Origin of the sequence: Pantoea sp. sgz302252 (assembly GCF_042610525.1) — a bacterium.
GTDB lineage: Bacteria > Pseudomonadota > Gammaproteobacteria > Enterobacterales > Enterobacteriaceae > Erwinia.
Window position 1 is genome coordinate 31,347 of sequence record NZ_JBHDVM010000015.1, and the last position, 21,976, is coordinate 53,322.

Annotated in this window: 18 protein-coding genes; 8 read left to right on the top strand and 10 right to left on the bottom strand. The window is 53.7% G+C overall.

The features are described from left to right. Positions 1-37: 37 nt before the first annotated feature. From ACETPC_RS20800 to seqA, 6 genes are all read right to left on the bottom strand, one after another. On the bottom strand, positions 38-781 hold the full coding sequence (locus ACETPC_RS20800) for a type 2 GTP cyclohydrolase I (RefSeq protein ID WP_380184385.1): 744 nt from the start codon (positions 779-781) through the stop codon (positions 38-40). A gap of 64 nt (positions 782-845) precedes the next feature. Continuing rightward, a complete protein-coding gene (gene phrB / locus ACETPC_RS20805) occupies positions 846-2,264 on the bottom strand; it encodes a deoxyribodipyrimidine photo-lyase (protein WP_380184386.1) in 1,419 nt (472 codons plus the stop codon). An 18-nt stretch (positions 2,265-2,282) separates the two neighbouring features. Beyond that, positions 2,283-3,239, bottom strand: a complete 957-nt coding sequence (locus ACETPC_RS20810) for a YbgA family protein (RefSeq protein ID WP_380184387.1) — start codon at positions 3,237-3,239, stop codon at positions 2,283-2,285. Between the two features lie 208 nt (positions 3,240-3,447). After that, positions 3,448-3,654, bottom strand: a complete 207-nt coding sequence (locus tag ACETPC_RS20815) for a YbfA family protein (protein ID WP_380184388.1) — start codon at positions 3,652-3,654, stop codon at positions 3,448-3,450. Between the two features lie 351 nt (positions 3,655-4,005). Next, positions 4,006-5,646, bottom strand: a complete 1,641-nt coding sequence (gene pgm / locus ACETPC_RS20820) for a phosphoglucomutase (alpha-D-glucose-1,6-bisphosphate-dependent) (protein ID WP_380184389.1) — start codon at positions 5,644-5,646, stop codon at positions 4,006-4,008. A 24-nt stretch (positions 5,647-5,670) separates the two neighbouring features. Beyond that, on the bottom strand, positions 5,671-6,231 hold the full coding sequence (seqA, locus tag ACETPC_RS20825; protein ID WP_380184390.1) for a replication initiation negative regulator SeqA: 561 nt from the start codon (positions 6,229-6,231) through the stop codon (positions 5,671-5,673). A 228-nt stretch (positions 6,232-6,459) separates the two neighbouring features. On the opposite strand from seqA, the gene ybfF reads away from it, so the two are divergent. The 4 genes from ybfF to fur all read left to right on the top strand — a co-directional run bounded on the left by ybfF (position 6,460) and on the right by fur (position 9,118). Then, positions 6,460-7,224, top strand: coding sequence for an esterase (ybfF, locus tag ACETPC_RS20830; RefSeq protein ID WP_380184391.1), 765 nt, complete (start codon positions 6,460-6,462; stop codon positions 7,222-7,224). A gap of 145 nt (positions 7,225-7,369) precedes the next feature. Further along, positions 7,370-7,651 (top strand): LexA regulated protein, encoded by a 282-nt coding sequence (gene ybfE, locus ACETPC_RS20835; RefSeq protein WP_380184392.1) that lies wholly within the window; start codon positions 7,370-7,372, stop codon positions 7,649-7,651. Between the two features lie 129 nt (positions 7,652-7,780). After that, complete coding sequence (gene fldA, locus ACETPC_RS20840; protein ID WP_380184393.1) at positions 7,781-8,311, top strand: flavodoxin FldA; 531 nt, start codon at positions 7,781-7,783, stop codon at positions 8,309-8,311. A gap of 363 nt (positions 8,312-8,674) precedes the next feature. Then, positions 8,675-9,118 carry a ferric iron uptake transcriptional regulator gene (gene fur / locus ACETPC_RS20845; RefSeq protein ID WP_336143781.1) on the top strand — a complete coding sequence of 148 codons (444 nt, stop codon included), beginning with the start codon at positions 8,675-8,677 and terminating at the stop codon, positions 9,116-9,118. Between the two features lie 107 nt (positions 9,119-9,225). Here fur and ACETPC_RS20850 read toward each other — a convergent pair whose 3' ends face one another. From ACETPC_RS20850 to nagE, 4 genes are all read right to left on the bottom strand, one after another. Further along, positions 9,226-11,895 (bottom strand): beta-N-acetylhexosaminidase, encoded by a 2,670-nt coding sequence (locus ACETPC_RS20850; protein ID WP_380184394.1) that lies wholly within the window; start codon positions 11,893-11,895, stop codon positions 9,226-9,228. A 100-nt stretch (positions 11,896-11,995) separates the two neighbouring features. Further along, on the bottom strand, positions 11,996-13,399 hold the full coding sequence (locus ACETPC_RS20855; protein WP_380184395.1) for an OprD family outer membrane porin: 1,404 nt from the start codon (positions 13,397-13,399) through the stop codon (positions 11,996-11,998). 257 nt (positions 13,400-13,656) lie between these two features. Continuing rightward, on the bottom strand, positions 13,657-15,324 hold the full coding sequence (glnS, locus tag ACETPC_RS20860; RefSeq protein ID WP_380184396.1) for a glutamine--tRNA ligase: 1,668 nt from the start codon (positions 15,322-15,324) through the stop codon (positions 13,657-13,659). 139 nt (positions 15,325-15,463) lie between these two features. Continuing rightward, on the bottom strand, positions 15,464-17,416 hold the full coding sequence (gene nagE, locus ACETPC_RS20865) for a PTS N-acetyl glucosamine transporter subunit IIABC (protein ID WP_380184397.1): 1,953 nt from the start codon (positions 17,414-17,416) through the stop codon (positions 15,464-15,466). 322 nt (positions 17,417-17,738) lie between these two features. Here nagE and nagB point away from each other — a divergent pair, with 322 nt between their 5' ends. From nagB to ACETPC_RS20885, 4 genes are read left to right on the top strand one after another with little or no spacing between them, the layout of a single operon-like run. After that, positions 17,739-18,539: a glucosamine-6-phosphate deaminase gene (gene nagB / locus ACETPC_RS20870; protein WP_380184398.1), complete on the top strand. Its 801-nt coding sequence runs from the start codon at positions 17,739-17,741 to the stop codon at positions 18,537-18,539. A 52-nt stretch (positions 18,540-18,591) separates the two neighbouring features. Further along, positions 18,592-19,740 carry an N-acetylglucosamine-6-phosphate deacetylase gene (gene nagA, locus ACETPC_RS20875; RefSeq protein ID WP_380184399.1) on the top strand — a complete coding sequence of 383 codons (1,149 nt, stop codon included), beginning with the start codon at positions 18,592-18,594 and terminating at the stop codon, positions 19,738-19,740. 7 nt (positions 19,741-19,747) lie between these two features. Continuing rightward, positions 19,748-20,968 carry an N-acetylglucosamine repressor gene (locus ACETPC_RS20880; RefSeq protein ID WP_380184400.1) on the top strand — a complete coding sequence of 407 codons (1,221 nt, stop codon included), beginning with the start codon at positions 19,748-19,750 and terminating at the stop codon, positions 20,966-20,968. Continuing rightward, positions 20,968-21,753 (top strand): HAD-IIA family hydrolase, encoded by a 786-nt coding sequence (locus ACETPC_RS20885; protein ID WP_380184401.1) that lies wholly within the window; start codon positions 20,968-20,970, stop codon positions 21,751-21,753. The genes ACETPC_RS20880 and ACETPC_RS20885 overlap by 1 nt, the downstream gene beginning before the upstream one ends. Positions 21,754-21,976 lie beyond the last annotated feature (223 nt).

Consider the following 21,976-nt stretch of genomic DNA (forward strand, 5'->3'; position numbering starts at 1 on the left):
GCTAAAAACGGGCGGCTAGCTAACCGCCCGTCTGCAATCAGGCAGGATTATCAATATCGACGAAAGTCACGTCCAGGCCGTGTGATCCCGCCAGCCATTCGCCCAACGCTTTAATGCCGCCGCGCTCCGTAGCGTGATGGCCCGCGGCGAAAAAGTGCAGCCCTTGCTCGCGCGCGCTATGGATAGTCTGTTCGGAAACTTCGCCGGAAATATAAGCATCCACGCCAAAAGCCGCTGCTGCATCGATAAAGCCCTGACCACCACCGGAGCACCAGGCAACTTTACGGATCAGTTCAGGCGCGTTATCGCCGCAGTGCAGCGGTTCACGGTTAAGAGTTTTGCCAATACGTTCAGCAAGCTGCGCACCAGTTAACGGCTCTTTCAACTCGCCCCAAAACACCAGCGGCATTACTTCGCCTTTTACATCAATGCCAAACAGTTTCGCCAGTTGTGCATTGTTGCCCAGCTCGGGATGCGCATCCAGCGGCAAATGCCAGCCATAGAGGTTAATATCGTTAGCCAGCAGCGTTTTCAGCCTGTTGCGCTTCATGCCTTTGATAACCGGCGCTTCGCTTTTCCAGAAATAGCCGTGATGCACCAGCACTGCATCCGCCTGTAAACGTACCGCTTCATCCAGCAGCGCCTGACAGGCGGTAACGCCGGTAACGATTTTTTGCACCTGTTCACGCCCTTCCACCTGCAAGCCATTTGGCGCATAGTCGCTGAAGCCGGCTGTATTTAGCTGCTGGTTAACGATCTGTTCTAATTCACTGTTGTGCATAAAGCGTCCTGATAGTTTTCGCCGTTCTGAATGCGGCAACTTTAGCAGACAGAAGCAGGCGCGACTATTTCCTTGCCGCCTCGTAGGCCGCCAGCGCGCGCTTGCGTGCCTCTTTGTGATCGACAATCGGCTGAGGATAGTCGAGCTGGACACTGTTTTTCCGCGCCCACTCATGTGGCTGATGAATATGCTGTTCAGGCACCTCTTTCAGTTCCGGCAGCCATTGGCGAATAAACTCGCCCTGCTTGTCAAAACGCTCGCCCTGCGTGGTTGGATTAAAAATACGGAAATACGGTGCGGCATCGTTGCCGCTGGAGGCAGCCCATTGCCAGCCGCCATTGTTGGCAGCCAGATCGCCGTCGATCAGCTGCGACATAAAATAGCGCTCGCCGATCCGCCAGTCGATCAGCAGATCTTTAATCAGGAAGCTGGCCGTAATCATCCGCAGACGGTTGTGCATCCAGCCCAGGCTGTTTAACTGGCGCATAGCGGCATCCACGATGGGATAACCGGTTTTGCCCTGCTGCCAGGCCTCAAGCTGTTTTTGATCGCTCTGCCACTGCACATTTTTAGTCCAGCCGATAAAAGGCTGGTGCTTGCAGAGCGCAGGCCAGGCGACAAGCAGATGACGATAGAATTCACGCCAGATCAGCTCATTGAACCAGCTAAAAATTTTTTCATTTTCTAACGCGTCCGGATGCTCGCGCAGCAGCCTGTGCAGGCATTGCCGCGGCGAAAGCACGCCGGTAACCAGGTAAACCGAAAGGCGGCTGGTGCCATCGACAGAAGGCGTGTCACGTTTCGCTGCATAATCGGCGACCGGCTGCTGGCAGAAGTCGCGCAGCCGCTGAATAGCCGTTTTTTCGCCTGGCGGAAAGAGCTCGCGGTTAAATTCTTCCTGAGGGTAATCGAAAGGTTTAAGCGAAGGTAGTTTATCTAAAGGTGCATGAGCACGCGGTTTAGGCGCTGGCGCGCATTCTGGCATGCCCTCACGCAAACGACGCACGAAGGCTTTGCTGAACGGCGTAAAAACTTTAAACATTTCGCGATTGCCGGTTTGCACGCTGCCGGGCGGTAACAGGCCGTCGTCAAAGCCCTGAACAACAACGCCCAGCCGATCCAGTTCACGTTCCGCTTTCGCATCGCGCTGCCGTTCATTCACTTCGTGCTGATAGTTGTAAAACAGGCTGTTAACCTGATGCTGCTGGCAAAAATCCTTCAGCGCTTCCACCGAGGCGGAAAAATCATCGCACTGTAAGTAATGCAGCGGGATCCCTTTTTCCGCCAGCGATTGCTGGACATCCTGCACGCTCTGATAAATAAAAGCGGCCTGTTTCGGCGACATATCATGCGAGCGCCATTGCTCCGGCGTGGCGATATAGAGCGCCAGCACCTCGGCATTGGCATCGTGGCAGGCGGCATAAAGCGCATAGTTATCGTGGATGCGCAGGTCATTGCGCATCCAGACTAAATGGGTGGGCATAGCTTTCTCTGAAATGGATTAGTGGCCGTAACGCAGCCGGAGCGCTTCCGGATAAGGCTCAAAATAGCGCTGCTGTTCCAGGTAAGGATCGGGGTATTCCGACATGTAATGCTTGAGCAGCGTCATCGGCGCCAGCAGCGGCTGTAGGCCCTGACGGTAATGATCGATAAGCGAAGTTAACTCCTGACGCTGTTTGGCATTCAGCTGCGGCCGGAAGTAGCCCTGAACGTGCATCATAACGTTGGTATGGTTGCCGCGTGTCGCCTTGTGCTTCAGCAGATCCATCAGCCGCTGGCGGTATTCAAAAGCAAAAGCTTCCAGCGAAGACCAGTTTTCAATGCCCGCAACAAAGCGGCCCATTGCACGATATTCAGGCTGCGAATGCGCCAGCAATGAAAGCTTATAGCGACTGTGAAAGGCGATAAGCTTGCCGCGCGTTAATCCGCTGCGCCACAGTTCATTAAATTCATGCAGCGTATAGATACGCTCGACAAAGTTTTCACGAAGTACAGGGTCGTGCAGTCTGCCGTCTTCTTCCACCGGCAGCCAGGGCATCTGTTTCATCAGTTCGCGCGTGAAGATGCCGACGCCTTCTTTGCGATTGTTGTTGTTTTCCGCCTGATAAACGCGAACCCGCTCCATACCGCAGCTGGGTGATTTAGCGCAGACGATATAGCCGCAAAGGTGATGCAGGCTGGCAATTTTCTTTTCGGAAAAACTCTGCATTTTTTCCGTCTGCGGCTCGCCTTTGCCGTTGCTGAAGCAGAGCTCGACGCTGTCATCGGCCGTTTCAGTAAGACGCAGCGCAGGGCGCGGCGTAGGCAGGCCAATCGCCATTTCCGGGCAGACCGGCTCATAGCGCATAAAAGGCGCCAGCTCTTCGGCCGCAAAGGCACAACGTTTATGGCCGCCGTCAAAGCGGACGGTGTCACCAAGCAGGCAGGCGCTGATGCCCACCGGAATTTTACCACTCATACCTTTCTCCCCTTCGCTACTTGCTCCCTTAAGTGTAGCCGTTAAAGCTATACAAAACAAAACAAGCTGTACAACTTTACAGATACTTGTACTGGTAGCGAGTGGCAAGCGGAGAGGAAGGCCTGTGCGGCAAAGCTAATTAGCTGAAAATAGAAAGAAAATGCCCCGAAATTGGGGCATTGGAGAAACAGGATAAACGGGAGCTGCGTTAGTAAAAATCGGTTGCGGCCGTTTCCGCCTGCGCCAGCCAGACGGGCTGCGTGCTGGTTTTACACCAGTAGCGATGGAGGAAACTGTAAAACCGGCTTCTGTCGGGATAAAAGAGCATAAAAGGCAGCGCAAGAAGACCAGTAGCAACCGCTGCGCTACGGCGCAGAATAAGATGAGGCAGCGAATAGGGTTGATAGAGATTCATATAGCCTCCTGAATAAAAGAGTAAACAAGCTGGCTAAGATGATACCGATCTGGCGATATTTTTACCACTCATCCGACCAGATAAAAGAAAAAATAGTTGTGCGGATTCAAAAGGTTAAATTCTGGTTAAATCTAAAAAATATAATAACAAATAATTCACATTCAGGTCGGAGTCAGAAACGCAGTGACGGCGAAATTGCGGACGTGAAAACGCCCACACTTTGTAAAAGCATGGGCGCTGGGTTTATAACCTGCTGGCATCATTATTTAATGCCATATTTTTCTCTAACCCAGATTAATACGCACAAAAAAGGCGCTGAAATTCAGCGCCTTTATTTTTATCTGCTATCAATTAAGCGTTTTTCAGTACTTCACTAACGATTTCTACCGCTTCTTTCTCGATCTGCTCGCGGTGCTCGGCGCCCAGGAAGCTTTCGCAATAGATTTTGTAGGCATCTTCCGTACCGGATGGACGTGCGGCGAACCAGCCGTTGTCCGTCATTACCTTCAGGCCGCCAATTGACGCGCCGTTACCCGGCGCGGCAGTCAGACGAGCAGTAATTGGATCGCCCGCCAGCGTATCCGCGCTGACCATTTCTGGCGACAGCTTCGACAGCGCCGCTTTCTGCGCAGAAGTAGCGGAAGCCTGCAAACGGTTATAGCTTGGTGCGCCGAAGCGCTCCGCCAGCTCATCGTAGTGCTGCTGAGGGTTTTTGCCGGTCACCGCAGTGATCTCGGCTGCCAGCAGGCACATGATGATGCCGTCTTTATCGGTTGACCATGGCGTGCCGTCAAAGCGCAGGAAGGATGCGCCCGCGCTCTCTTCGCCGCCAAAGCCAAAGCTACCGTCGAACAGGCCATCCACAAACCATTTAAAGCCCACTGGCACTTCCACCAGCTTGCGGCCAATGTCGTTAACCACGCGGTCAATCATGGCGCTGGACACCAGCGTTTTGCCAACGGCAACCTCTTTGCCCCACTGCGGACGATGCTGGAACAGATAGTTAATAGCAACGGCCAGGTAGTGGTTTGGATTCATCAGGCCCGCAGGCGTAACGATGCCGTGGCGGTCATAGTCCGGATCGTTAGCGAAGGCCAGATCGAACTTGTCGCGCAGCGCCAGCAGACCCGCCATCGCGCTCTCGGAAGAACAGTCCATGCGGATCACGCCGTCTTTATCCAGATGCATAAAGCGGAACGTCTGATCCACCGAATCATTAACGATAGTCAAATCCAGATTGTAGAACTCGGCGATACGCTGCCAGTAGGCGATACCGGAGCCGCCCAGCGGATCGACACCGATTTTCAGGCCCGCTTTCTGGATAGCCGGAATATCGATAATCTGTGCCAGGCCTTCAATGTAAGGCTGGATCAGATCTTTTTCCTGCAGGTGTCCGCTTTCCCAGGCCTGTGCCAGAGAAATGCGTTTAACCTCTTTCAGGCCGTCTTTGATCAGCTGGTTAGCGCGATCTTCCACCACTTTGGTGACGTTGGTATCAGCCGGGCCGCCGTTTGGCGGGTTGTACTTGATGCCGCCATCTTCCGGCGGGTTGTGCGATGGCGTAATGACGATGCCGTCCGCCTGTGCGCCGCCCGCTTTGTTGTGCTCAAGAATAGCGTTAGAGATCGCAGGGGTCGGCGTATAGCCGTTATCCTGCTGTACAATAACGTCCACGCCGTTTGCTGCCAGCACTTCCAGCACGGAAATAATCGCCGGTTCGGACAATGCGTGCGTATCTTTACCTACGTAGCAAGGGCCGGTAACGCCATTCTTTTTGCGTTCTTCTGCGATCGCCTGGGCGATGGCCAGAATATGCGTCTCGTTGAAGCTCTGCCGTCCTGCGCTGCCGCGATGGCCGGAAGTACCGAATTTCACCGCGTGTTCCGCGTTGCCCGACTCAGGTTGCAGAACATAGTACTGCGAAGTCAGTTGTGCAACGTTAATCAAATCGCTTTGCTGTGCTGGCTGCCCGGCACGGGAATGACTGGCCATTGGCGCTTCTCCCTGACGCTGTGTTTAGAGTGTGCCGCAAACTTTGTCCGCCAGTTCCGTCGGGAACTGCATGGACGACATGATATGTTCGATCATGCTGCGCTTGCGGCCTGTGTTGGTGTTGGTGATCACCCAATACGGCGTGCCGGGAATATGCTGCGGCTTGGTATGGGTGCCGTTCTGTACCAGTGTTTGCTGATTACCGGCAAAGTAGACGCGCGTGCGCCCATGCAGCGACTCGGTCGCGGCGGCAAACGCTTTGGGATCCAGATTGTATAAAGTCGACAGGATCAGCATAAAACGGTTAACCGCTTTTTTCTGCTCGGCATACTCGTCCGACAGCAGCAGCTCGCGTACGGCGCGAACTTTCTCCTGCGGGCGGGAAACCTCTTTCACAGCCGTTTCCTGCACGCTGGCGACCGCGACCGGCGCAGGCACTGGCGTTGGCGCAGGCGCTTTCGCCGCCGTTTGGCCCGCCGAGAATTTCAGCATGCGGCGTAAAATGTCAGAGGCGCTTTCACCAATATGCTGAGTGTGGCTGGCGATATAACGGTAGAGCTCTTCGTCGACTTCAATAGTTTTCATCTTGATCCAGTACGATTATTGCTGATAAGAGCCGGTTACGGTGCGCTTTTCGGCGCGGCCCGACTCTAACACGAGGATTATAAAGTTAAATCCTGCCGGGTTGTAGCGCCAGCCCCGTTTGCAGGCAAAAGTCGGAATATGCCGTAAAATGTGAGGGGCTGCTGCCGCGGCAGAAAATCGTGAATTTATGATAACCTAACCCCTCGTCTCCTCTGTAAGAAGTTTGCCATGAAATTGAATTTCCGCCTGCAATCTGAACAACTGGCCGTTTCTGGCGCACCCATCGTGCTGATTCACGGTCTTTTCGGCAACCTGGACAACCTTGGTGTCCTTGCGCGCGACCTGAAAGCGGATCGCTGGATTATCCAAATCGATGTCCGTAATCATGGTCTTTCGCCCCGCTCCGAGGAAGTCAGCTATGCTGCAATGGCGCGAGACGTGCTGGAAACGCTGGATGAACTCAACGTCGACCAGTTTGACGTTATCGGGCATTCCATGGGCGGTAAAATCGCCATGATGCTGACCTCTCTTGCACCGGAACGCGTTAAGCAACTGGCCGTTATTGATATCGCGCCTGTGGCTTATCAGCAACGTCATCATGACCACATCTTCGCCGCTCTCGCCGCCGTCAGCGAAGCGGGCGTCACCCAGCGTAGCGAAGCCGCCGCGCTGATGCGTAAAACTATAGACGAAGAAGGCGTTATTCAGTTTCTGCTAAAATCTTTTCACAACGGTGAGTGGCGCTTTAACGTGCCCGCGCTGCGGCAGAGCTACGATCGCCTTATCGGCTGGGAAAGCCTGCCTGCCTGGCCGCATCCCGCACTGTTTATTCGCGGTGAGCTTTCGCCCTATATTCAGGAAACGTATCGCGAAGCCTTGCTGGAACAGTTCCCCGCTGCGCGCGCTCATGTGATCGCTGGCGCGGGCCATTGGGCGCATGCAGAGAAACCTGATGCCGTTTTGCGCGCCATCCGTCGTTTTTTTGCCCTGTGAAAACAAATGTTTCAGCAAAAAGCTAAATAATTGCCGTCGCGACTTTCGCTGGGGTATGATGGCGCGCTAAAATTTGACGGCGGTTCCGGCCGCCGACGTTAATGGCCTAATCCATCAGAACTCCAGCCTTCAGTATCACGATTCTATGGCAAAAGAAAACACGGACCGCACCACGATCGACCTGTTCGCAGACGAGCGTCGTCCGGGACGACCCAAAACTAATCCGCTGGCACGTGACGAGCAGCTGCGTATCAACAAACGCAACCAGCTCAAGCGTGATAAAGTGCGCGGGCTGAAGCGCGTAGAGCTGAAAATGAACAGCGACGCGGTCGATGCCCTTAACCAGCTTGCCGAGCAGCGCAATATGAGCCGCAGCGAGCTGATAGAAGAGATGGTCATGGCGCAGTTAGCCGGGCCGAAGCGCTAAGGTAAAGCACAAAGCGACAAATGCGGGCGGATTAGCCGTTTATCCCCCTGTGGCTGTCTGCTATCATTGCCGATAACATTTTCAGGCTAGCCGCCGCATATCATTAAGTTTCAAGAGGTTATTAAACTCATGGCAATCGTAGGCATTTTCTTTGGCAGCGATACGGGCAATACGGAAAACATTGCAAAGATGATCCAGAAGCAGCTCGGTACCGAGGTAGCTGAAGTTCATGATATCGCTAAAAGCAGCAAAGAAGACCTTGAAGCCTTTGATATTTTGCTGCTGGGCATCCCGACCTGGTATTACGGCGAAGCGCAGTGCGACTGGGATGATTTTTTCCCAACGCTGGAAGAGATCGACTTCAACGGCAAGCTGGTAGCGCTGTTCGGTTGCGGCGACCAGGAAGATTACGCAGAGTATTTCTGCGACGCAATGGGCACCATTCGCGATATTATCGAGCCTAATGGCGCGGTGATCGTAGGCCACTGGCCGACCGAAGGCTACGATTTCGAAGCCTCTAAAGGCCTGGCGGACGACAACCACTTCCTGGGCCTGGCTATCGATGAAGATCGCCAGCCGGAACTGACCAACGAACGCGTCGACAAGTGGGTCAAACAGATTTCCGATGAGCTTCAGTTAAAAGACATCCTCGAAGCCTGATACAAAGGCCCGCCGAACAAACCCTTCGTGCGGGCTTCTACGGTTTTTCCTATAGCAGTAATAGATACATATCTGTAACTTTTACCGACAAAAAGGTAGAATAGCGCTACGCTGCCCTCCTGCATGCTTTACGCCCCGGCGACAATAAAGTTCGGGCAGCACGAAATCATAACCCAGCGCAAAGGGGTGCCAGCTTTACGGACGTAACGACTTCTTATCCTTACATCCCCTGATGGTTTTGCATCGCCGCTGTGGTTTCTTCAAGGCATCAGTTCTATAATGAGACGCTCAGCTTTTGCGTCGACCGATGCTCAGGGCTTTTCAGCCACTTAGTGACCAGCAAAGTAACAGGACAATATCCGCATGACTGACAATAACACCGCATTAAAGAAGGCCGGCCTGAAAGTCACGCTTCCTCGACTGAAAATTCTGGAAGTGCTTCAGGAACCAGAGTGCCATCACGTCAGTGCGGAAGACTTGTATAAACGCCTGATCGACATGGGCGAAGAGATTGGCCTGGCGACGGTTTACCGCGTTCTGAACCAGTTTGACGATGCGGGGATCGTTACCCGCCATAACTTTGAAGGCGGCAAATCCGTTTTCGAACTGACGCAGCAGCACCATCACGATCACCTGATCTGCCTGGACTGCGGCAAAGTTATTGAATTCAGCGATGAATCCATTGAATCCCGCCAGCGTGATATCGCTACGAAACACGGTATCAAGCTGAGTAACCACAGTCTCTATCTTTACGGCCACTGCGCTACCGGCGACTGCCGCGAAGACGATACGCTGCACGATAAGTAATTTGTTTAAACGGAAAAACCGGCGATCGCTCGCCGGTTTTTTTTTGCCTTGCGGAAAATGGCCGATAGCATGTTGGCCGTTTTCCGCCGCTGCTTTATAGCCGTTTCTTATTTTTCGACGCTCTCCAGGCTTTCTGTGCGGCTAAAGCGCTTGCCATCGCTGCTGGCGGAGCGAATCAGCACCTTGCCGGAAACCTGCGGACGGGCGCTGTCGTCATAGCGCTGCCAGCTCTTGCCGTTATCCAGCGAATAGTCGATTGCGATCCCCGGTAGCGCGATATTAGCTTCCAGTACGCCAGCATGGATACGCGCGCCCGGCTGTGGCAGACGATAAGAGATTCCGGCTTTATCCATTTTCGCCAGTTCTCGTTGTCCCAGCAGATTAGCGTAACGCTGCCAGTCCCGGTTCAGCGCCGCCCGATCGACATACTCAGTTTCGCCGCCTTTATACTCGCGCCCCGCCTGATAGTCCTGCTCCCATTGCGCGCGATGCCAGCCGCGTTCCGCAACGGAAATGGCGCGTGGGAAGATCATCCATTCCATTTGCTCGTCGGTGCGCACTGTTTCGCTCCAGAGCTGGGCCGAGATGCCATAAGCGCCAGGCCATGTCCGGTCAGATTTAGCGCTAAAGAAGTTGCCGTCGCGATCCACCGAAGTCTCTGCGTTTTGCGGCAGGTTATCCGGCGCAAAGGTGAACATTTTGCGCTCGTCGTTGAAACGGGTGCCCCAGTAGTAGCCTCTTTCCTGCGGATTAACTTCATAAGGGAAATCCATATAGAGATAGTCCGGGTTGGAAAGCGTTACCTCATAGCCTTTGCCAGCCCACTCTTTCGCGCTGTCGTAACCTCCCCAGAACAGCGTATCCCAGAAGTTTACGCCGACACGCCTGGTGGCGAAATCCTTCGCGCCCTGCGCCTCTTTCAGGCCGTCCTGCCACGCCTGCATTTTCTCAATGCCGTGCGCGTTAACCAGCTCGCTGACTTTTTTGCCAAAGTAGCTGGGCAAATGATCCATATCGGCAACCTTGCCAGCTTTAACCAGCGCCTGACAAACCTGCGATTTCGCCCAGGGTTTGTCTTCCCGGCTCAGATCAACCAGGCCTTTGCCTGCTTCCGGCTTCGCCACATCGGTATAGCCCGTGCCGAGACGGATATTTTTCGCTTCGTCGCCGCCAAAATGCCAGGTTGTCAGCGGCACGCCAGCGGCCTGGTGCATCGCCTGAATCTCACTAATTACCTTATCGACAAAGCGCGTCGAGGAATCCAGGCAAGGATTCAGATAGCTGGTGCGATTGTAGAACTGTACGGAAGTCGTATTCGAGGTATCGCTGGGATCCACCAGGCGATACTCATTCGCCTCAGCAGTTTTGCCCTCTTTCATCAGCCTGTTGTAGCGAGCTTCCATCGAAACTACCGCTGCCCTGGCGTGCGCGGGCATATCTATCTCAGGAATAACCTCAATGGCGCGAGCCTTCGCATAGCGCAGGATATCAATATAATCATCGCGGCTCAGGTAGCCGTTGCCTGGCGCGTCGGCAAAAGGCCCGGATCCCAGCTGCGGCAGCAGGCAGCGCTGCTCCGTTAAATCGTGGCAGCGTTTCGAGCCAACGTCGGTTAGCTCTGGCAGGCCCGGGATTTCAATGCGCCAGCCTTCGTCATCGCTGAGGTGAAAATGGAATTTATTCAGCTTCACGGCCGCCATCTGATCCAGCAGGCGCAGCACTGCCTCTTTGCTGTGGAAATTACGGCCAATATCAAGAAAAATACCGCGGTAAGCCAGGCGAGGCGCGTCGACGACATCCAGCGTAGCAATTTTTTGCTCGCCGCTGGCTGGCAGCAGCGAAAGGATGGACATCATGCCGTAGTAGACGCCAGCCTCGTCAAAGCCCTCGATCTGCGCCTTATCCGCTCTGACGCTCAGCTTATAGGCGCCGGAAACCGCTTCTTTGCCTTTGAACGCCTCAGGAGAAATTTTGCTTTTAATGGGGTAGCCCCGCGGGCTTTCCGCCACGCCCATCAGCGCAAAACGTTCTCCGATCGCTTCTGCCGAGGCGCTGCTAAGCCCCGCCAGTTCAAACTCTACGCCCTGGCTTAAATTCGCGTCCTGCTCATAAAGAGTAACGTGCAGGGGCGTCGGTACGATTTGGCCGCGCAAGGCCTCAGCCGCCAACGGCGCAGTATCGCTATTTTTCGCAAAGCGGCTTTCTGGCGTCATCAGCACGTTGCGATCTTCAGCGGTTCTTTGCCAGTGTTTGTCCATTGGCGCTACAAATGAATTCAGATCCTCTGTATCCGTGCTGGCGATAATCGCGGGCCGCGCATTTTCAGAAGTCACGTACCAGCGCGGCATCACGTCAGTGATAAAAAGCTGCCAGTATTCGTTGATGATGGGGATCTCCACCGACTCGCCTGCGGCAAAACCTTTAAACTTTTCGGTGGGCTCCAGCCGCGTCAGATCGCCTGTCACATGCACCATTCGGAACTGGTCATTATCGACACGCAGCGTCTGGCGTATATTGGGCACCCAGATAGCCCAGTCTTTGCTGGTAATGGCCTTGCCGGGATTGGTTAAAGTAATGGTCGCCCGGTTGCAGGAGGCCCAGTCTGCGCCCAATGCGGCGCAGTCAATACCATGCAGCGCGGCATGGTTATCGTTGACGGTGTACTTCACGCCAAACTGGCTAATCTGATCAACAACGCTCTGATCCGCCACGGCACCGCCGCAGATCGTTGCCGATAACAGCGTCGTGGCTATCGCTGTCAGTTTGATTTTTTTCATCACTTTTCTCATCCGTTATTAAAGGAGCCGCCTGCTGCGAGCGAAAAAAGACGCCGCGACGGCGCCGCTTTATCCGCAAGAGGTTTAGCATCTCCTGACTTTAAAACACGGTAAAAGGCGCGATAACCGTCAGTCTCACGTCTTTCTCGTCCTGGAACATATTTCCGTAACCGCCGCTGAAGCTGGGGATATCGGAGTGATTTTTGTAGCGCGTATAGTGCAGATTGATCTGAGTATCTTTGGCGCGCCCTTGCGGCACCGTATAGCGCAAATCCATATTCCATGCGGATTCGCTACGACGCAGGCTCTGATCGTAGATTGGGTTGGTGGAGGGACGGGCATCCCAGCCATAGGCATAAGAAGTACCAACTGCCCAGCCGGGAAGCTGCCAGCCATTAAGATCGTAAAGCACGCCCGCAAACAGTGATTTTTCACCATGGGCATTAAAGTCGCTGCGCGAATCCCACCAGACATCGTTACGGCCGTTGGAAGTCGCGCCAACCGGCGTCATGCGCGCCAGAAAGAAACCCTGATTGCCGCGGGCTTTCACCATTGTGCCCTCGACACGGAAATCAAACGGGCCGGTTTTATAGCCCAGCGTCACGGCCTGTAGCCAGGCCAGCCCGTCATACACATTATTAATATTATTTACGCCGCCCTGCTCTTTATTCCGCGCCCCGTAAAATTGCCAGCTGGTATGCAGATCGTTGCCGGCAACCGGAAAGGCCCAGGAAGCTTCGGTAAAATATTGTTCCATATAGTTTTCGGCCTGGCCCAACGCAGCTTCCAGCACCAGTTTATTTTTAAAATCGTATTTTACGCCGACCGAATGCAGATAGTTTATTCTGGTTTTTAAATCGGGCTTGCGGAATTCGTACATTTGCCGATACCAGGGCGCTTTATACTCATCTGTCCACATATAGGAGAGCGAAAGCGCGCCCGCATCGTCAAAATCATACAGCGCGCCCGTTTCAAATCCGCGATAGGTTCCAGGTACAAACCCCCACTGCGGCACAATTAGCGTCTCTCCCTGCGGCTGAATATAACCAGCTCTTAACCAATAATTATCATATTTAAATTTTAACGCAGCTTTATAAAAAGAGGCACCGCTGGCATCGCCATCAAACCTTTCATCCCAGCGATTTTTTACGTTGCTGAACGCGATTTCATTTGGCGCTGCTGGCCCGGTTCCCGCCAGCTGCAACGCGCCATTAACCCCCAGTTCCAGGCCAACAAAATCCGCCGCGTAGCCCGATGAGAAATCAAGACTGCCGTTAAAAGTGGCATGATGAAGGTTTTCTGTATACTGCCCATATTTATTATGAACCGGATCCATTTCTTTTCTGTCTCGCTGCCTTTGCCAGTAATAAATACCGCCGGTCAGGCTGGCGTCATCAATAAAACCTGAGGCTAAAGAAGCAGGAGAGTAAAAGCCGCCGACGAATACAGAGCCGCAGGCAACAGCAATTGCCAACGCTTTTCGCGTAAAATTTAAATCTTGCATGAGAAACCCTTCTCGGAAAAAGAATTAAACAAAAGCTAAATAAGATGAAAATAATAAAAATTAATTAATTTTAATTCCCCGGAAAACGCAGCAAGTATATTTTTCGCGCCAAAAATTATCAATAAATTACATTATTCTCAGACGCAAAATATGACCTGAGACAGGTTATAAATTTTATGTATTTCAGCTGTTAATAAAATAAGGAAAATTTCCAAAAAAAAAGCAGCCCGAAGGCTGCTGTTTTATTACAGAAACGCTTATTCGCCCGCTTTGGCCCAGGTGTCGCGCAAGCCTACGGTGCGGTTAAACACCAGATGGCTGCTGCTGGAGTAGACGCTGTCCGCGCAGAAGTAACCTTCACGCTCGAACTGGTAAGGACTGGAAGCTTCCGCCGTTTTCAGACCCGGCTCAACAAAGCCCTGGCGAATAACCAGTGACTCCGGGTTGATGGTAGTCAGAAAATCTTCCGCCGCACCTGGATTAGGCACGCTGAACAGGCGATCGTAAAGACGGAATTCGGCTGGCAGCGCGTGCTCGGCGGAAACCCAGTGAATGACGCCTTTGACTTTGCGGCCATCGGCTGGATCTTTGCTCAGGGTATCGACATCGCAGGTGCAGAACAGGCAGGTAATATTGCCCTCTTCATCTTTGGCGACGCGCTCGGCTTTAATCACATAGGCGTTGCGCAGGCGAACTTCTTTGCCCAGCACCAGACGCTTGTAATGTTTGTTGGCCTCTTCACGGAAATCCGCGCGGTCAATATAGACTTCGCGGCTGAATGGCACTTCACGCGTTCCCATCTCCGGTTTGTTCGGATGGTTTGGCATGGTAATGATTTCTTCGTGATTGGCCGGCAGATTCTCAATTACCAGCTTGACCGGATCCAGAACGGCCATCGCGCGCGGCGCGTTTTCATTCAGATCGTCACGAATACAGGATTCCAGCGACGCCATCTCGACGATATTGTCCTGTTTAGTGATGCCGATACGGCGGCAAAACTCGCGGATCGAAGCGGCAGAATAGCCGCGGCGACGCAAACCGGAAACGGTCAGCATGCGCGGATCGTCCCAGCCTTCTACAACTTTTTCGGTGACCAGCAGGTTCAGCTTGCGCTTGGACATGATGGCGTATTCAAGATTCAGGCGCGAGAACTCGTACTGGCGCGGGTGCGTTGGGATAGTAATGTTATCCAGCACCCAGTCATAGAGGCGGCGGTTATCCTGAAACTCCAGCGTACAGAGCGAGTGGGTAATGCCTTCCAGCGCATCGGAAATGCAGTGGGTAAAGTCATACATCGGGTAGATGCACCACTTATTGCCGGTCTGGTGATGCTCGGCGAATTTAATCCGGTAAATCACCGGATCGCGCATCACGATAAAGCTGGAGGCCATATCGATTTTCGCTCGCAGGCAGGCGCTGCCTTCTGCAAACTCGCCGTTGCGCATTTTTTCAAACAGCGCCAGGTTTTCTTCCACGCTGCGCTCGCGGTAAGGACTGTTTTTACCTGGCGATGTCAACGTGCCGCGATATTCGCGGATCTGCTCTGGCGACAGCTCATCAACATAGGCGAGGCCTTTGTTGATAAGTTCTACCGCGTAGTGATGCAGCTGGTCGAAATAGTCAGAGGAGTAACGAACGTCGCCGCTCCACTCGAAGCCCAGCCACTGCACGTCGCGCTTGATGGATTCGACATATTCCAGGTCTTCTTTAACCGGGTTGGTATCGTCAAAGCGCAGGTTGCACTGCCCCTGATAATCCTGAGCGATGCCAAAGTTGAGGCAAATGGACTTGGCATGGCCAATGTGCAGATAGCCGTTCGGCTCCGGCGGGAAGCGGGTATGCACGCTGCTGTGCTTACCGTTCGCCAGATCTTCGTCGATGATCTGACGAATAAAGTTAGTTGGGCGGGCTTCAGCCTCACTCATCTCAATATCCTCTGGAATACTTTAGTACGTGAAATAACGGAGTATGATCCACAAAGCCGCGAAGGGAAACAACCGTTTGTTGGTATATCACATAAAAAAGGGCGGGAATCGCTTCCCGCCCTTATTGCTGGCGCTCCCCTTAGCCGATGATTTCGCAGAGCGGACTCTCACCCGCCGTTACGGTCGCTCCGGCTACCAGCCGGATACCGCTGAAATCTTCGATATTGGTGACCACTACCGGGCTGATCATCGACTTCGCATTGCCGTTTAGCCAAGCCAGATCCATCTCCAGCACCGGCTGGCCAGCTTCGACCTGCGCGCCCTCTTCCACCAGCCGCGTAAAGCCTTTGCCTTCCAGCGCTACGGTATCAATGCCCATATGCACGACCACTTCGAGGCCTTTTGCCGTTTCCAGGCAAAACGCGTGGTTGGTGTTGAAGATTTTAACGACGGTGCCGCTGGCAGGTGAAACCACCGTGTTGCCGGTTGGTCTGATCGCCAAACCTTCGCCTACCGCTTTACTGGCAAAGGCTTCGTCCGGCACCTGCTCCAGCGCCACCACCTCGCCGCTGACCGGCGCTAGCAGCGTTTCAACTACGCCCTTAGCCTGAACCGGGGTTTGCGTAACCGGCGGCGTGGTGGGCGCGCTGGTTACCGCAGCAGCGCTGACCGCGACCGGCGCGATTGGGCCTTTGGCGATAAGTTTTTTCATTGTTTCTGCTACGGACTCGGCCTTCGCGCCGACAATGACCTGGATGGTCTGCTTGTTCAGCTTCACCACGCCCGACGCGCCAAGACGCTTGCAGGCTGCATCATTAACCTGCGCGGAATCCTTGACGGAAAGACGTAAACGGGTAATGCAGGCATCAATGACGTTCAGATTGTCAGAGCCGCCGACCGCTGCGATATAGTGGCGAGCGAGCTGCTCCAGCCCCTCTTCTGTATTGCTGTTGGCTTCTTCCGTTACCGGCGCTGTCGCTTCTTCACGACCCGGCGTTTTCAGGTTCAGCATACGGATGACCGCGCTGAACAGAGCGAAGTAGAGCACAAAAGCAATCGCGCCCATAACCAGCAGCATCCAGACGTTACTACTGGCTGCCGGCAGGTTGTACATCAGCGCATAGTCGATGGCACCCGCAGAGAAGGAGAAGCCAGCGTGAATATCCAGTGCCGTTGCCACATAGAGGCTAATGCCGGTCAGAATGGCGTGGATCAGATAGAGCATTGGTGCCAGGAACATAAACAAAAATTCCAGCGGCTCCGTTACGCCGGTCAGGAAAGCGGTGACCGCTACAGAGAGCAGCATGCCGCCCACCATAGGACGACGCGCTTTTGGCGCAGCCATATACATTGCCAGCGCCGCGCCCGGCAGGCCGAACATCATGATAGGGAAGAAGCCGGACATAAACATGCCCGCCGTGCCGTCGCCCGCATAGAAACGGTTGATGTCGCCGTGGAACACAGCGCCCGCCGCGTTAGTAAAGTCGCCGATCTGGAACCAGGCGATGGTATTCAGCACCTGATGCAGCCCGGTAGGGATCAGCAGTCGGTTAACAAAACCGAACACGCCAGCGCCAAACGCGCCTGCCGATACTATCCATTCGCCGCCCGCATGGATGGCGTTCTGTACCGGCGGCCAGACATAACCGAAAACAGCGGCCAGGATCAGGCAGAAGAAGCCGGTCGCGATAGGCACAAAGCGTTTGCCGCCGAAAAAGCTCAGGAAGTCGGGAAGTTTGATATCCGCCCAGCGGTTATAGGCTACGCCCGCCACCAGACCGGCGATAATCCCCGCCAGTACGCCCATATTGACCGCCGGATTAATGGTCGCCATGGCTTTGGTCAGGATCAGATAGCCAACAGCGCCTGCCAGCGCAGCGGCGCCCGCGTTATCTTTTGACCAGGTCGAGGCAACCCCGATGGCGAAGATCAGCGCGAGATTTTCGAAAATCGCCGCACCGGCCTGCGCGATAAACGGCGTATTGAGTAGATCGGGCTGGCCGAAGCGCAGCATCAGCGCCGCGACCGGCAGCACGGCTATCGGCAGCTGTAAAGAGCGCCCCAGCCTTTGGAAAAATCCTAAAATATTCACTCTTCCCCCTATGAGAACCGATGAGTCGCCAGTAATACAGTTTTTTTATTGGCTTGACTGCTTGCTGAATGGCCTGAAATTTATCCGCTGCAGTTTAGGAAAAAATTAATTCGTCACGCAAATTAAAACCGCAGCATTTGTGATTTTTATCACCAAACCCTGCAATTTTTATCGCAACTTGCTGGCGACATTTCGCCACTTATTTTATGATAAAAAAAATGATTATCGGTGGTTTTTCCGCTTTGCTGCCCAGCCAGGTTAGGCTTACAGCAGCACGTTAGCTTTTTATTATTCCAAATACTTCCTATCAAGAGGTTAAAAAATGAGACTGATTCCCCTTGCAACGCCAAACCAGGTCGGCAAATGGGCCGCTCGTCATATTGTAAACCGTATTAACGCTTTTCAACCCACGGCAGAACGTCCGTTTGTGCTCGGTTTACCTACCGGCGGCACGCCGCTGGAAGCCTACCGCCATCTGATTGAAATGCATAAAGCAGGCCAGGTTAGTTTTAAAAATGTGGTGACCTTTAACATGGATGAGTATGTGGGCCTGCCTAAGACGCATCCGGAGAGCTATCACAGCTTTATGTATCGCAACTTTTTCGATCATGTTGATATTCAGCCAGAAAATATCAATCTTCTTAATGGCAACGCGGCGGATATTGACGCAGAATGCCGCCAGTATGAAGAAAAAATCCGTGCTTACGGCAAAATTCATCTGTTTATGGGCGGCGTGGGTAACGACGGGCATATCGCATTCAATGAGCCTGCCTCATCGCTGGCTTCCCGCACTCGTATCAAAACCCTGACGCATGATACTCGCCTGGCGAACTCCCGCTTTTTCGACGGCGACGTTAATCAGGTACCTAAGTATGCGCTGACCGTGGGCGTGGGTACGCTGTTGGATGCAGAAGAAGTAATGATTTTGGTGACAGGCCATCTTAAAGCGCAGGCTCTGCAGGCCGCGGTAGAAGGCAACGTCAACCATATGTGGACCATTAGCTGCCTGCAACTGCATGCGAAATCTGTGGTGGTCTGCGACGAACCGGCCACCATGGAACTGAAAGTTAAAACGGTTAAATATTTCCGCGAAATGGAAGCGGAAAACATGGAAAATCTGTAACTCATCTGCACAGGATTATCGGAACTGAACCCGATAAAGCCGGGAGACTATTATGTATGCTTTAACTCAGGGCCGAATTTTTACCGGCTATGAAATACTGGATAATCACGCCGTTGTTATCGCCAATGGCTTGATTAACCGCGTTTGCAGGCTGGAGGAGCTGCCTGCCGACATCGTTCGCCGTGATATGCAAGGCGCGCTGATCGCTCCCGGCTTTATCGATTTGCAGCTGAACGGCTGCGGCGGCGTGCAGTTTAACGACGATATTGCCGCCATCAGCGTAGAAACGCTGAATATTATGCAAAAAGCCAATGAAAAATCAGGCTGCACCAGTTTTCTGCCGACGCTGATCACCAGCAGCGACGAGCTGATAAAGCGCGCGGTAGAAGTAATGCGCGCTTACCTGGCGCAAAACGCCAATCAGGCGCTGGGCCTGCATCTGGAAGGACCATGGCTGAATCCGCTAAAAAAAGGCACGCATAATCCGGCGCTAATCCGCCGCCCCGAGCAGGCGCTGGTCGACTACCTGTGCGAAAACAGCGACGTCATCACTAAAATCACGCTGGCCCCTGAGCAGGTCGATGCCACCGTTATTCGCCAGCTGCGCCAGGCCGGCATCATTATCTCTGCCGGCCATTCTTATGCCACCTGCAATGAAGCACGTCAGGGCATTTCTGCGGGCATCAGTTTCGCTACTCACCTTTATAACGCTATGCCGCCGTTGACAGGCCGCGAACCCGGCTTAATCGGCGCGCTGTTTGATTCGCCAGCGGTTTACTGCGGCATAATCGCGGATGGCCTGCACGTCGACTACGTTAATATCCGTAATGCAAAACGCATTAAAGGCGACAGGCTGGTGCTGGTGACCGACGCCACCGCGCCTGCTGGTGCGAACATTGACCAGTTCATTTTTGCAGGAAAAACAATATACTATCGGGATGGACTCTGCGTTGACGAAAACGGCACGCTCAGTGGATCTGCGCTGACTATGATCGAAGCTGTGGCCAACAGCGTCGAACATGTCGGCATTTCGCTGGATGAAGCGCTGAGGATGGCAACGCTGTATCCAGCCCGCGCTATGGGTGTGGAGGATAAGTTAGGTTCCATTGAAGCCGGAAAAACGGCGAACCTGACGGTGTTCACCCGTGACTATCAAATAATCCAGACCATCGTTAATGGTGACGAGGTCTTAAGCGAGTAGAAACTGAATGACCACTGGCGGCCAGGCTCAAATAGGAAATGTCGATCTTGTCAAGCAACTCAACAGCGCGGCCGTCTACCGGCTTATCGACCAGCAGGGCCCGATATCGCGCATACAGATCGCCGAGCTTAGCCAGCTAGCCCCCGCCAGCGTCACCAAGATAACCCGCCAGATGATAGAGCGCGGGCTGATCAAAGAAGTCGATCAGCAGGCTTCCACCGGAGGCCGCCGCGCTATCTCAATCGTGACCGAAACCCGCAGCTTTACCACTATCGGCATTCGCCTTGGCCGTAACGATGCTACCCTTACCCTGTTCGACCTCAGCGGAAAAGTGCTGGCGCAGGAAGATTACGCGCTACCGGAAAGAACTCAGGATACGCTGGAGCATGCGCTCTTTAACGCTGTTGCGGCTTTTCACGAACAGCATCAGCGCAAACTGCGGGAGCTTATCGCTATCGCAGTAATCCTGCCGGGACTGGTCGATCCCAATAACGGCATTATTCGCTATATGCCGCATATTGCCGTTAATAACTGGCCGCTGGTCGCCAACCTGCAAAAGCGCTTTAACGTGACCAGCTTTGTTGGTCATGATATTCGCAGCCTGGCGCTTGCCGAGCACTACTTTGGTGCATCCCGCGACTGCGCTGATTCGATCCTGGTGCGGGTACATCGCGGTACGGGCGCGGGCATTATCGCTAACGGCCATATTTTTTTAGGCAGCAACGGCAACGTAGGCGAGCTGGGCCATATTCAAATTGACCCGCTGGGCGAGCGCTGCCACTGCGGTAACTTTGGCTGCCTGGAGACGCTTGCTGCCAATAACGCTATCGAAAACCGCGTGCGTAATCTGATTAAACAGGGCTATCCCAGCTCGCTGACGCTGGATGACTGTCAGATAGCGAAAATTTGCAAAGCCGCTAATCGCGGCGACGCGCTGGCGGCGGAAGTGATTGAAACCGTTGGCCGCCATTTAGGCAAGGCTATCGCCATCGCCATCAACCTGTTCAATCCGCAAAAGGTGGTGATCGCCGGCGAGATTACCGAAGCCGATAAAATTCTGCTGCCCGCTGTTGAGGGCTGCATTAACACTCAGGCGCTAAAGGCTTTCCGCAAAAATTTGCCGGTGGTGCGCTCTGAGCTCGATCATCGTTCTGCAATTGGCGCTTTCGCCCTGGCGAAGCGCGCCATGCTTAACGGCATCCTGTTACAACACTTAATGGAAAGTTGATGAGCGCTCTAACTCTGAACGACAGTGAAAAAAGGACGATTAAAAACGTTATCTGCGATATCGACGGCGTTTTAATGCACGACAATACCGCCGTACCCGGCGCCAACGAATTTTTGCAGCATATCCTGAATAAAGGCATGCCGCTGGTCGTCCTGACCAACTACCCTTCGCAAACCGCGATGGATTTGGCAAACCGTTTCTCCTCTGCGGGAATAGATCTGCCGGAAAGCGTTTTCTATACCTCGGCAATGGCTACCGCAGATTTTCTGCGCCGCCAGGAAGGCAAAAAAGCCTATGTGGTTGGCGAAGGCGCGCTGGTGCACGAGCTTTATAAAGCCGGTTTCACCATTACTGATATCAATCCCGATTTCGTTATCGTGGGCGAAACCCGCTCCTTTAACTGGGATATGATGCATAAGGCTGCCTATTTTGTAGCGAACGGCGCGCGTTTTATTGCCACCAACCCCGATACGCATGCGCGTGGCTTTGTGCCAGCCTGTGGCGCACTCTGTGCCGGGATAGAAAAGATCTCTGGCCGTACGCCGTTTTATGTTGGCAAACCCAGCCCGTGGATTATGCGGGCGGCATTAAACAAGATGCAGGCGCACTCGGAAGAAACGGTTATCGTCGGCGATAACCTGCGTACCGATATCCTGGCGGGTTTCCAGGCGGGTCTGGAGACCATTCTGGTGCTGTCTGGCGTCTCCACGCTTAGCGATATTGACGCCATGCCTTTCCGACCCAGTTGGGTATTCCCCTCCGTGGCGGATATCGACATTCTCTGACAAGCAGCCCGACCTGCGTGTCGGGCTCAGACTGCTGACAAGCTTGAAGCGATGGAGGGCCTGTGGCTGGAGCAAAGCATTACGGGCCATGGACGGCCCGTACTGAGCTGCTATGGACGGCGCCTTTTGCGTCTTTGCGGAAGACACAGGCCCTCCTGAGCCGGCACCGGTATACTTTGACATCAATCTCAGCCCGACCTTCGCGTCGGGCTTTTTTTATCAC